Annotated in this window: 10 protein-coding genes; 8 read left to right on the plus strand and 2 right to left on the minus strand. The window is 58.9% G+C overall.

Annotation, left to right across the window (positions count from 1 at the left end; genetic code table 11):
- Positions 1 to 83 precede the first annotated feature (83 nt).
- Positions 84 to 2,222: a TonB-dependent siderophore receptor gene (locus IM313_RS03910; protein ID WP_047367385.1), complete on the minus strand. Its 2,139-nt coding sequence runs from the start codon at positions 2,220 to 2,222 to the stop codon at positions 84 to 86.
- A 384-nt stretch (positions 2,223 to 2,606) separates the two neighbouring features.
- Between IM313_RS03910 and IM313_RS03915 the strand changes: the two genes are divergently transcribed.
- The 5 genes from IM313_RS03915 to IM313_RS03935 are packed head-to-tail and all read left to right on the plus strand — an operon-like array spanning position 2,607 to position 7,268.
- Positions 2,607 to 3,419: an ABC transporter ATP-binding protein gene (locus tag IM313_RS03915; protein ID WP_126817121.1), complete on the plus strand. Its 813-nt coding sequence runs from the start codon at positions 2,607 to 2,609 to the stop codon at positions 3,417 to 3,419.
- Positions 3,416 to 4,399, plus strand: coding sequence for an iron ABC transporter permease (locus tag IM313_RS03920; protein ID WP_192971899.1), 984 nt, complete (start codon positions 3,416 to 3,418; stop codon positions 4,397 to 4,399). Before IM313_RS03915 ends, IM313_RS03920 begins: the two co-directional genes overlap by 4 nt.
- A complete protein-coding gene (locus tag IM313_RS03925) occupies positions 4,396 to 5,436 on the plus strand; it encodes an iron ABC transporter permease (RefSeq protein WP_192971898.1) in 1,041 nt (346 codons plus the stop codon). Before IM313_RS03920 ends, IM313_RS03925 begins: the two co-directional genes overlap by 4 nt.
- Before the next feature lie 9 nt (positions 5,437 to 5,445).
- The gene (locus tag IM313_RS03930; RefSeq protein WP_192971897.1) at positions 5,446 to 6,396 is read left to right on the plus strand and encodes an iron-siderophore ABC transporter substrate-binding protein; all 951 of its coding nucleotides are present in this window, start codon (positions 5,446 to 5,448) and stop codon (positions 6,394 to 6,396) included.
- Positions 6,393 to 7,268 carry a MurR/RpiR family transcriptional regulator gene (locus tag IM313_RS03935; RefSeq protein ID WP_028014433.1) on the plus strand — a complete coding sequence of 292 codons (876 nt, stop codon included), beginning with the start codon at positions 6,393 to 6,395 and terminating at the stop codon, positions 7,266 to 7,268. The genes IM313_RS03930 and IM313_RS03935 overlap by 4 nt, the downstream gene beginning before the upstream one ends.
- A gap of 41 nt (positions 7,269 to 7,309) precedes the next feature.
- Here the strand turns inward: IM313_RS03935 and IM313_RS03940 are convergent, their stop codons facing one another.
- The gene (locus IM313_RS03940) at positions 7,310 to 8,149 is read right to left on the minus strand and encodes an AraC family transcriptional regulator (RefSeq protein ID WP_049138341.1); all 840 of its coding nucleotides are present in this window, start codon (positions 8,147 to 8,149) and stop codon (positions 7,310 to 7,312) included.
- A gap of 166 nt (positions 8,150 to 8,315) precedes the next feature.
- Between IM313_RS03940 and IM313_RS03945 the strand changes: the two genes are divergently transcribed.
- The 3 genes from IM313_RS03945 to IM313_RS03955 are packed head-to-tail and all read left to right on the plus strand — an operon-like array spanning position 8,316 to position 12,633.
- Positions 8,316 to 10,130: a DUF2264 domain-containing protein gene (locus IM313_RS03945; RefSeq protein WP_192971896.1), complete on the plus strand. Its 1,815-nt coding sequence runs from the start codon at positions 8,316 to 8,318 to the stop codon at positions 10,128 to 10,130.
- Positions 10,131 to 10,162: 32 nt separating this feature from the next.
- Entirely contained in the window at positions 10,163 to 11,428 is a 1,266-nt protein-coding gene (locus IM313_RS03950) for an oligosaccharide MFS transporter (RefSeq protein ID WP_028014430.1), read from the plus strand.
- A gap of 17 nt (positions 11,429 to 11,445) precedes the next feature.
- Complete coding sequence (locus IM313_RS03955; RefSeq protein WP_192971895.1) at positions 11,446 to 12,633, plus strand: glycoside hydrolase family 88 protein; 1,188 nt, start codon at positions 11,446 to 11,448, stop codon at positions 12,631 to 12,633.

Below are 12,633 nucleotides of genomic sequence, written 5' to 3' on the forward strand. Positions count from 1 at the left end.
TACCCTCACCCTAACCCTCTCCCACAGGGAGAGGGAATGGATCGTAGGCCCGGTAAGCATTAGCGCCACCGGGCTTTTTTACATCAAAACTCCATCTTCACCGTAAACTGCACTTCGCGCGGGTCGCCAATCTGGTTGCCCAGGTTGTTGGTCGCAATCGACGACGTGTAGTAGGTCTTATCAAACAGGTTCTTCACGTTCACCTGCAGCGTCACCGGATACTGCAGCTTCATCTTATACGCCGCAAACGCATCCGCCACGAAATAGCCCGGCAGATAATAATCCGCACCGTTGGTCGCCGAGCGGCGGCTTACGCCGTGCCCGCCGCCGCCGAGCGTCAGGGTATTCCCGGCAAACGCATTATGAATGTCGTACGTCAGGAACAGGGAGCCGGTGTGGCGCGGCACGTTCGGCAGCGGTTTGCCCGCGTAGTCCGGGTCCTCCAGTACCTTCGCGTCGGTATAGCCGTAGCTGGCGATAATATTGGTGTTCTCGGTCAGCGAGCCTGCGAGATCCACCTCCACGCCCTGAGAGCGCACGCGGCCCGCGGTTTTGGCGATGGTTTCGCCCCCGATGCTTTCGGTATACAGCACGTTGCGCTTGTGAATATCAAACAGCGCGATATTGGCGGTTATGCCGTCGAACAGATCGAACTTTGCCCCTACTTCGTACGCGTTTGAGGTTTCCGGCGGCAGGTCGCCAATGTAGCTCGCAATGGACGACTGCGGCATAAACGTCTGCGAATAGTTGGCAAACAGCGAGACTGCTGGCGTCAGTTTGTAAACCAGCCCCAGCTTCGGCGTCCACTGCTCGTCGCGGCTATCGGTATTGACGTTAAAGGGACGACCTTTGCCCGCGTACTGGGTGTAATACTGGTAGCGCAGCCCGGCGACGGCGATCCATTTATCCGTCAGGTACAGGGCATCCTGGGCGTAGGCCGAGTAGCTCTCCTGCTTGAGCGTCTGGTCGCTGTCAGCGGCGGAGACGGTTGTACACTCGTCGAGTTTGCCGTAAACCGGATTATAGATATTGAAACCTTTGACGTTCTTACAGCGCATCATGTCCGTGCGCAGCAGATCGTAATTTTCATACGACACGCCGGTGAGGATCTCATTATAAAAGCCCGCGATATCCACGTTGCCCTGCAGATCCGCACGGGTGCTGTGCATGCGCTGGGTTGAGCCCTGGGTTGCATCCACCCGGCGGGTCAGGGTGCCGGTTTTTGAATCGTAGGCCATTACGCGGGCCTGGTTGTCGCTGTATTTATCCTGGCTGTAGCTGTAGTCGAACTTCGCGGTCCACTGGCTGTTGAGGCGGTATTCCGCGTTAAGCTGAGCGAGATCGGACTGCCCGTCAGTCACGTTGAAGGGCTCGTCAAAGCGGGTTTTGCGATCGACGTCGACGGCCTTTTTAGTGTTGAGATCGAAGATCGTTCCGCGATCGAACGGCGTCTTATAGTCGCGATGCGAATAGAGCACGGTCACGGTGGCATCGTCGCCGAACCAGGTGAGCGACGGGGCGATAAAGGTGCTGCGTTCGTTGCCGAAGTTGCGCCAGTAATCCTCGTCCTGATACTCGCCCGTGAGGCGATACGCCAGGCGCGTGCCCTCAATCGGACCAGTGACATCGACCTGTCCGGTGCCGCCGCCAAAGCTGGAAGAGGTGGCAGAAATCGAGCCACCGAAGATTTTCTCCGGGCGCTTCGTGACGACGTTAATCAGGCCGCCCGGATCGAGAATGCCGTACAGCGTTGAGGCCGGGCCTTTCAGCACTTCCACGCGTTCGGTTGCGGCGTTAAAGCTGCGCGGCAGCACGGTGCGCAGGCCGTTGGTCATGATCGAGCCGTCGCGGTTTGCGCCAAACCCGCGGCGCACGAAGGCATCCTGCGTACCGCCCAGGGTGTTGGTCTGCACCACGTTGCTGACGTTATAGAGCGCTTCATCGAGCGTGGTGGCGTGCTGATCCGCCAGCACCTTATCGCTGACGGTATTCACCACCTGCGGGATATCCAGCATCGGCATGTTGGTCAGCGTGGCGGTGGAGGTATTCAGCGGCTGGTAGCCGTTGGTGGCCTCCGCCGTAGCATTTGGATCGGCGGTGACGGTAAGCGTTTCGCCGTCTTTAGCCGTGGTGTCTGCTGCCTGCGACAGCGGCGCCATAAACAGCAGTGAAAAGAGCGCGCGCCCTTTTATCCCAGAGAGTGAAGGTGTGAACGTAGCCATTACAACTGTTATCCCAAAATATCCGTGAAGGTGCTTTACGGAAGAACCTGTGAGTCATTGCCCTTTATGGTCTGCCCGTTAGCCAGAACTGGCATCGAACATGTAATTGAGAATCATTCAATCATGCGGAAATGTAGTAGTAAATGAAAAAAGCCAAAAATCGACTACATCTCTGAAACGCAACGGAAAAGCGCAGTGGTAGCCTGTTAATTAATTGAAAATTAAGTCTTTATTGTTTTACCGACCAGTGTAGTAGCACACCGTTATCCCTGGTTTTTTCAGGGTGTTTCTTCCCTTGACTACTACATTGCGCGGCCTCAAACTCTCAAAAGAGAATGATTTTTATTTATATTTGTTTCCCTTTTTTATTACGTTGGCATGCACGTGGCTCACAACACGACAAAACCGGGTCTGGTTCTGGAGAATCTTTCTGCCGGTTATCAGAAAAAAATCATCGTTGATGATATTTCCCTTGCGGTCCCCCAGCAGAAAATCACCGTTCTGGTGGGGGCGAACGGCTGCGGAAAATCCACGCTGCTGAGTACCATCGCGCGTTTGCTTCAGCCGCTTGGCGGCGCGGCGGTTCTCGACGGCAAGGCGATCCACGCGCAGCCGACGAAAGCCGTCGCCCGCCAGCTTGGCATCCTGCCGCAGTCTCCGCTGCTGCCGGAAGGGTTAACCGTCTTTGAGCTGGTCTCGCGCGGGCGTTTTCCCTGGCAGAACGTTATGCGCCAGTGGAGCGACGAGGATGAGCAGGCGGTGGAGGAGGCCCTGCGCCTGACCGGCACGGCCGAGTTTGCCCACATGCCCGTCGAAAGCCTGTCCGGCGGCCAGCGTCAGCGCTGCTGGATCGCCATGGCGCTGGCGCAGCAAACGCCCTATATCCTGCTGGATGAACCCACCACGTTCCTCGATCTCCGGTATCAGGTGGAGATCCTCGAACTGCTGCATACGCTGACGCGCGAGCACGGACGTACCGTGGTGGTGGTGCTGCACGATCTCAACTTCGCCGTGAGCTACGGCGATTCGCTGGTCTTTTTACGCCAGGGAAAAGTCGAGGGCGTACTGCATGAAGGGGACGCCTGCACGCCGGAGCTGATTAAAGCGGTGTTTGATGTCGACGTGCATATGTCCATCAATCCGCTGACCGGTAAACCGTTCTTTATGCCGTTTCGCCAGGTCGCAAAACAGCCATGATGCGCACCTCTCTGGCTTTCCTGATGTTCGCCGTGCTGCTGGCAACGGGTGCGATTGCCCATCTGGGGATCGGTGCCCGCTTTATCGCCCCGCAAACGGTGGTGGAGGCCATCCTCCACTTCGATCCGCGCAATTTCGACCATAACATCATCATCAAGCTCAGACTGCTGCGCCTCTGCGCCGCGATGGTGGCGGGGGCCGCGCTCGGCGTGGCGGGCGTGCTGCTGCAATCCACGATCCGCAACCCGCTCGGCGAACCGCATATTCTGGGGCTCAACGCCGGGGCGGCGCTCGCGGTGGTGCTGACGAGCGCGCTGGGGATGACGCTGCCGTTTGGGCGCCCGCTGATTGCCGCCGCCGGAGCCGCGGCGCTGTTTCTGCTGGTGCTCACGTTCTCCTCGTCCGGACGCACCGGGCTTACACCGATGAAGGTCACGCTGTGCGGCGTGGCGATGTCGGCGTTTGCCTCGTCGATTACCGCCACGGTGCTCATCCTCGATGAACAGACGCTGCTCGCCATGCGCACCTGGCTGGCGGGGGATTTAGCGGGGGTCAGCGGTGAAACGATTGCCGCCGCCCTGTGGGTGGCTGGCGTGGGCTTTGCGCTGGCGCTCTGGCTGTCGCCCTCGCTCAACATGCTGGCGCTGGGCGACAGAATGGCGCAGGGGCTTGGCGTATCGCTGCTGAAAACCCGGCTGCTTGCCCTGATGGCCATCGCGCTGCTCTGCGGTGCGGCGGTCTCCCTCGCCGGGCCGATCGGCTTTATTGGGCTCGTGGTGCCTCAGCTCGTTCGCCGTCTGGTGTCGGTCGATCTGCGCGTGATGGTGCCGCTGTCCGCCCTGTGCGGGGCGCTGGTTCTGCTGCTGGCGGATATCGCTGCCCGCACGCTGTTTTCGCCCTGGGAGCTGGCAACCGGCATTATGACCGCGCTGGTTGGCGCCCTGGTCTTTATCTTCATGGCCTCGAGGATGTTTAAATGAACCGCGCCGGACTGCGTGCGCTACGCGTTGGCACCTTCTCGGCGCTGGTCCGCCCAAAGACGCTGGTATGTCTGGTCATCCTGACGCTGGCCGCCTGCCTGCTGACGGGGTTTGGCCTGACGCACGGCTCTCTGCCCATCCCCACTTCCGCCATCGGGCGCGCGCTGTTTTATCCAGAAACCCTGACGTCAGAGACGCGCTACATCGTGATGGATATCCGCCTGCCGCGCCTGCTGATGGCGGCGCTGTGCGGTGGGATGCTCGGCATGGCGGGGGCAGCAATGCAGTCCATTACCCGCAATGGCCTGGCCGATCCGGGGCTTATCGGGGTGAAAGAGGGCTGTAGCGCGGCGGTACTGCTGCTGATATTTCAGTTCCCGGCGCTGGGCCTGGCCTGGCGGCCGCTGGTTGGCATGGCCGGGGGGCTGCTCACCGCGCTGCTGGTGGTGGCCCTGGCGCGCGATATCTCACGTCCGCGATTCATCCTGATCGGCATCGGCGTGTCGTGGGTCTTTGCCGCCGCAATGGGCGTCTTTATGACCACGGCGGACGTGCGCGACGTGCAGACGGCGATGCTATGGCTGGCGGGCAGCCTCCACGCGGCAAACTGGACGCTGGTCTGCATTGCCGCAGCCTGGGCGCTTCCGGCGTTTGCGCTGCTGCTGGTTACCGCCCGCGCTGCGGACGTGGCGCTGCTTGGTAACCACACCGCAGCGGGCCTTGGCGTGCGCACAAACCGGCTGGCGCTTCTAAGGGTTCTCGCCCCGGTAGTGCTGACGGCGGCCTGCGTCTCCTGCGTGGGCAGCATTGGTTTTGTCGGGCTGATTGCGCCGCACATGGCGCGCCTGCTGCTCCGCGGCGGGCAAACGGCGCTCCTGACGGGTAGCGCCGTGCTGGGGGCGCTGCTTGTGCTACTGGCGGATAACGTCGGGCGGCTGGCATTCCTCCCGCTGCAGCTGCCGGCGGGAATTGTGATTTCACTGATTGGCGGACCGTTTTTCCTGCTGCTGCTCTGGCAGCGTCGGGACAGATTTTAGGGGATTAACATGCGCATACTGTTTTCATTGCTGTTGCTGGTGGGGTTTGCGGCGAGCGCGACCGAGCCGACGCAGATGTTTACTGACGATCTGAACCGTAAGGTGGCGGTGCCGGTGCATCCGAAACGGATCGTCTCGCTACACGACCTGGACATTACTATTCCGCTGATTGAGCTTGGCGTGCCGCCGGTGGCGAGCCATGGCCGCACCCGGCCGGACGGCAGCCATTTTCTGCGCTCCAGCGGCATGTTGACCGGCGTCGATTTCGATAATTCCGACATCAAGTTTATCGGCACTGCGGATATCGACATTGAAGCCATCGCCGCCGCAAAGCCTGACCTGATCATTACCGAGCCGACGCGAAATACCCCGGTGGAACAGCTGGAGAAAATTGCCCCGACGGTGAGTATCGATCATCTCGACGGCGGCGCGCCGGAGATCTACCGCAAGCTGGCGCAGCTGACGGGCACACAGGCGCGGCTCAAGATTCTGGAGCGGCGCTATCAGGAGCAAATTAAGGCGCTGAAAGCGACTATTGATACCCGCAAAGTGAGCGTGTCGGTGATTCAGGCCAATCAGGGGAAAATCAACGCCATGCACAGCTATCACTCGCTGGGCCGCGTGCTGCGTGATGCCGGGTTCACCTTCCCGCCGCTGATTGAGTCCATCCCGGAAGGGGGACGCATTGACGTCAGCGCCGAGCGGCTGCCGGAGCTGGATGCGGATTTCGTTTTCGCCACCTGGCGCGGGGATACGGGCGGCAAACCGCAGGATGAGCTGGCGGCGATGGATGCGGTTATGCCGGGCTGGTGTCAGTTCCTGAATGCCTGTCGGACCGGACATTACGTGCTTATCTCGCGTGAAGAGGCCATCTCGAACTCGTTCGCCTCTTTAGGGCTGATGGCCGCGCAGGTCCAGTCGCAGATTGCCGGACGTCCGCTGCCGGAGGCGTCACGATGAGCCGTAAAGTTGATCTCTTCGGCGACCGCCTCCGCTCCCGGTCGCACCAGCTCACGCCGCGCCTGCTGCAGGTGGCGCGCTATATCAATGAAAATCGTGAAGCGGTGATGGAGCAGACGGCAATGGAGATCGCGACGCTGCTGAAAACGTCGGACGCTACCGTCGTTCGCGCCATCCAGGCGCTGGGTTTCGCCGGGCTGCGCGATCTCAAGCAGACGCTGGAGCAGTGGTTTGGCCCGGTCGTGACCTCCAGCGAAAAGATCTCCACCACGGTGAATACGCTGACCAGCGACGTCAATGCGAGCATTGATTTCGTGCTGGAGGGGCATCAGCATACGTGTGAAGTGTTGTCTGAACCCCACAACCGCTTCGCGATGGCGCAGGCGGTCTCGCTGCTGGCGCAGGCGAGGCAGGTTGCCATATTTGGGATTGGCGCGTCCGGGATTTTGGCCGACTACACCGCCAGGCTGTTCAGCCGGATGGGGCTACCCGCCACGCCGCTTAACCGCACGGGAATAGGGCTGGCCGAGCAGTTGATAGGTCTCCAGCGCGGGGATGTGCTGATCATGATGGCGCAAAAATCCGCGCATCGGGAAGGGCAGACCACGCTGCGCGAAGCGAAACGGCTGGGGATCCCCACCATTTTGCTCACCAATGCCACCGACTCGCGATTCAGCAAAGAGGCCAGCGTGGTGATCCACGTTCCGCGCGGCGGCGAGAAGGGCAAAATCCCCCTCCACGGCACGGTGCTGCTGTGCCTGGAGATGATTGTTTTATCCGTCGCCTCCACCGAGCCGCAGCGCACCATCAAGTCAATGAAGCGCATCAACGAGCTTCACCGTGGGCTAAAGCCGGGCAAGAAAAGCAGTTGATTGTCTCCCTCTCCTTTGAAGGAGAGGGGCGGGTGAGGGTGTCATACCGCACGATGGTTCTTCCGGTACTGCAGCGGCGTCTCGCCAATCCCCTTCTTAAATGCGCTGATAAACCAGGTCACGTCAGAAAATCCCACCCGCGCGGCAATCTCCCGCACGCTCGCGTCACTGTGCAGCAGGCATTCGCACGCCTTACGCAGGCGGAGCGTGTTCAGGTAGTGGTGGATTTTCTCCCCCGTCTCCACATGAAATTTTCGCGACACGTAGCTGCGCGATCTGCCCAGTTCCGCTGCCAGCGCGTCGAGGCGGAATTTCTCCTGATAATGCTCGTCCAGCCAGAACATCACCTGGCTGGCGATCCCCGTGCTGCTGCCCGGTGCGCCGGTACGATCGTCAGGCAACATAGCAAACAGGCTAATCAGCAGCCCGGCGATGCTTTCGCTGCTCATCGGCGGCGGATAACAGCTGAACAGATGATCGACATGGCTGTGGCAGTGTGCCAGGTCAACCACCCACGCCTCTGAGCCGCGACGCGAGAGTTTCTCCAGCCGCTGCTGCGTGTGCGGAAAATCACGCAGGCACTTCAGCACCGCATGGTGGTCGAGGTGAATAATCGTGCGCCGGTAAATTGCTTCCGCCTGTTCGTCTACCCTGACTTTATGCAGGGTAAACGGCGGAAAGAAAAACAGGCGTCCGGGGCGCATGGTGTAGTGACGGTTATCGACAATCGCGACGCCAAACCCTTCTTCCACATAGAGAATTTCAAGACACTGATGCCAGTGGTGGTAACGCACCGTGTTAGCAAACAGGCGGCTGAACGACGCTACGGTGTCGTTTAAGGTAATGAGCTCAAGACGATCGGTTATGGGCGCGTCATGCATAGTGCAATAAAACTCAACTTTTCCCCGTCAGAAGAGATTTATAAACCACCTTTTTAAATTTTATCAACCGCAGGTTTATCGAACGTTCTCACCTGTGACGTGGCTAACATTTCTCCACCTTACGCATTCACTATGCTTGGCCGCAGTTGATGACGAGGGTGGAACTATGCGGGCGGAAAGCGAAGAAAAATCAAATCTGTTGTCTTCACGCCAGGACGTCGTGGCGTCTCTGAATACTTTACTTGGCGCGCTGGATAAGCAGTTTCCGGTAAATCATTCGCGGTTCTCGCTGGGTGATACCTGCGCGCACTACGCGACGGATATCGCGCAGATGGAGGGTCTCTCCCGCGCGCTATGGGGGCTGTTTCCGCTGTTGGCTTCGGGCGATGCTTCGCCGTTTAGCGAGAAGTACATGCAGGCCATCAGGATCGGCACCGATCCGCAAAGTCCGGGCTACTGGGGCGAAACCGGTCCGTACGATCAGCGTCTGGTTGAGATGGCATCCTACGGTCTGGGGCTTTCCCTGCTGGGGAATAAACTCACCGATTGCTTCAGCGAGCGCGAGGTGATGAACCTGCACGCGTGGCTGAATCAGATTGCCGACGCGCAGATGCCCGACAGCAACTGGAACTACTTTGCCATTATGGTCCAGCTGGGCTTCAAACGCGCCGGGCTGCCGTACGACCAGGCCGCCATCGACCATCGGTTTGCGCTGATGGAGGCCTATTACCTGGGTGACGGCTGGTATTCCGACGGCGCGGGTCGCCCGAAAGATTATTACATCTCCATGGCGTTCCACTTCTACGGCCTGATTTACGCCACTTTAAGCGGCGATGAGGCGAGGGCAGAAGTGCTGCGCGAGCGCTCGCGTCTGTTTGCGGAGGACTTTATCTACTGGTCCGCCGCGGACGGCGCGTCGGTACCGTTTGGCCGCAGCCTGACCTACCGCTTTGCGATGGTCGCCTTCTGGAGCGCGGTTGCCTTCTCTGAACTTGACGTGTTCACGCCGGGTATTGTGAAAGGCATTATTCTGCGCCATCTCCGCTGGTGGCAGCAGCGGACAATTACCGACCGGGACGGCATTCTGACCCTCGGTTTTGCCTGTCCGAACCTCGCCATGTGTGAGGACTATAACTCTCCCGGCTCGCCCTACTGGGCGCTAAAAAGCTACCTGATTCTGGCGCTGCCGGAGACGCATCCGTTCTGGCAGGCAGAAGAACTGCCGCTGCCCACGCTGGCGGAGAAGCACGTCATCCCGCACGCGCAGCAGATCCTGATGCATTCGACGAACTCTCAACACGTCACCATGCTCACCGCCGGTCAGCTAGAGCTGAACAACTACGTCAACACCGAAGCGAAATACACCAAATTTGCCTACTCCAGCCGCTTTGGCTTCACCATTGAGCGCGGGCGCTTTGGCCTGAAGCATGCGGCCTGTGATTCCATGCTGCTGCTGGCGGACGGGGATAACTATTTCCGCGGACGTCGCGAGTGCGACGCGGTGCGGGTGGATGAAAACTACATCTATTCAGGCTGGTCGCCTTGGCACGACGTGCACATCGAGACCTGGCAAATCCCCTTCGGCGAGTGGCATTTGCGCCTGCACCGCATCAACAGCGCGCGCACGCTGCAAACGGCGGAGGGCGGTTTCGCCGTGATGAAAACGGATCACCAAATCCGCGCGCGCGGCAGCTATCTGGCGGTAGAGAACGGCAGCAGTGCGATTGTCGATCTGTCGCCTTTCATTGAACGCACCCCGGACAGCATCGTCACGCCGCCGAACAGCAGCATCATGTTCCCGGAGTGCGCCTCCATTCCGCTTTTAAAAACCGATCTCCATCCGGGAGAGCGCTGGCTCTGCTGCGCCGTCATTGCCAGTGAAAAACAGAACGTTGCGGCCGCGCCGCATCTGGATATGAACCATAACCGGGTCGTAATCCGCGACCCTGGAGGCGAACGTCTGCTGTCGTTCACGTTATAAAAATTCTGACCCTACACCTCGGCGAGGATGGTATGAAAAATACATCGACAACCAACAGAACCGAATATTACAAAATCAGCAGCTTTATTTTTCTCTATTTCTTTACCTGGTCCGCGAGTATTGGCCTGCTGGCGATCTGGCTGGGTCAAAAAGCGAATCTCAGCGGGACGGTAATTGGAACCGTGTTCGCGGTGAACGGAATATTTTCCGTTATTCTCAAACCCATCTACGGCTATATTCTCGATAAAATCGGCATGAGCAAATATCTGCTCTATTTTGTGGTCGCCATGTCGGCCCTGATGGCGCCGTTTTTTATTTACGTCTATCAGCCGCTGTTAATGTCCAGCACCTTGCTGGGGATTATTATCGGCGCGCTCTATTTAAGCTTTGCCTGGTATGCGGGCGTGGCGGCGTGTGAATCCTATTCCGACCGCTTCAGCCGCTTAAACGGCATGGAGTTCGGGCAAATTCGTATGTGGGGCTCGCTCGGCTGGGCGGTGGCATCGTCCTTCTCCGGCCTGCTGTTCAACCTCTCACCGACCTATAACTTCATTATGGGCAGCGTGACGTCGATCGTGATGCTGGTTGTCCTGCTCAGCCTGAAAGTGAACACTAACTCCGTTCATGCCGATGCGGTACTGACCAAAGAGAAAATCGCCCCGGCAGATGTGTACGCCCTGCTGCGTAACCGTAAGTTCTGGGCTTTTTGCCTGTACGTGGCGGGCGTGGCGTGGATGATGTTTATCGCCGAGCAGCAGTTCTCGCGCTATTTCGTTACCTTCTTTGACGATATTCATGAGGGCAACGCAGTGTTTGGCTATCTCGGCACCGTGCAGTCGGGCATAGAATTCGTCATGTATATGGTTGTCCCGCTGTTCGTTAACTTTATTGGCGCCAGGCGCGGGCTATTAATTGTCGGGCTGATCGTCGGGGCGCGTTTGATTATTTCCGGGATGTGCGACTCGCATCTGTTAATTTCCGTGCTCAAGCCGCTATACGGTATAGAAATTTGCCTGCTGCTGGTGTCGGTCTTTAAATATATTGCGGAGCATTTCGACAAGCGCGTGAACGCCACCATGTATTTACTGGGCTATCAGGCGATGCTGTACGTGGGGAACGTGGTGGTTTCCTCGCCTGCCGGATATATGTATGACCGCATCGGCTTTGAACAGACCTATATCATCATGGGGGCGACGGCGCTGATCTTTACCCTTATTTCTGCTTTTACGTTATCCGCCTGCCAGAGTAAATGGCGCGGCCCCCGCCCGCTGAACGTAGCAGAACCTTCATCACGCTGACCACAAGGAACCGAAATATGTTAAGTCGTATCAGAGAGGAACGCCTGTCTGCCATTCCTGCTCCCGTAGACTCGCGCCTGTTTAGCGATGAACTGATCTCTGCGCGTAGCCACGTCCTCGAATTGATTAGCCGTCATTTAACGGCATTCGGAGAGCAGTTCCCGGCGGAAACCTGCCGGAACGGTTATTACCCGCTGACCGACAACGTAGAGTGGACAACCAGTTTCTGGACCGGCCAGCTGTGGCTGGCGTGGGAGATGAGCGGCGAGGAGAAATTCCGCTCGATGGCGGAAAAACACGTGCGCTCCTTCGGCCTGCGCATCGCCGGGCGCAGCGACACCAACACTCACGATCTGGGCTTCCTGTACACGCTCTCCTGTGTGGCGGCCTGGAGACTTACCGGCAGCCGCGAGGCGCGCGGTTTCTCCCTGCTGGCGGCTGAAGCCCTGCTGGAGCGCTTTCATGAGAAGGCGAAAATCATTCAGGCGTGGGGCGATCTTTCAGACCCGGAGCAGGCCGGACGGATGATCATCGACTGCAACATGAACCTGCCGCTGCTCTACTGGGCGACGGAGCAGACGGGGGATCCGCGCTTTGCTGACGCCGCAAAAGCGCACGTCATGCAGGCGGCAAACTATCTCATCCGCGACGATGCCTCCACGTTCCACACCTATTATATGGACGTACAAACCGGCGCGCCGCGCTACGGCAATACCCAGCAGGGCTATGCCGATGACTCCTGCTGGTCGCGCGGGCAGGCGTGGGGGATTTACGGCTTCCTGCTGAGTTATATCTATACCGGCGACGAGACGATGATCGCCCTGTCGAAGCGGCTGGCGAACTACTTCCTCAACCGCCTCCCGGAAGACTACGTCTGCCACTGGGATCTGGCGCTGGTGGGGACCGACGCGCTGCGCGATTCGTCCTCGGCGGCGATTGCGGTGTGCGGGCTGCTGGAGCTGGTGAAGCAACTGCCCGTGACGGATCCGGACCGGGAGCGTTATCTGGAATGGGCCAAAGGCATTATGTCGTCACTGACGAAGCACTACCTGATGGGCAAAGAGGAGAAGGGCACCGGGCTGCTGAAGCACTCGGTCTATCACCTGGCGAACAACAAAGGGGTGGACGAGTGTGCGAGCTGGGGAGATTACTTCTACGTGGAGGCGCTGGTGCGCTTTACGCAGAGCTGGAAACTGTACTGGTAA

Source organism: Enterobacter cloacae complex sp. P2B (genome assembly GCF_014895985.1).
GTDB lineage: Bacteria > Pseudomonadota > Gammaproteobacteria > Enterobacterales > Enterobacteriaceae > Enterobacter > Enterobacter bugandensis.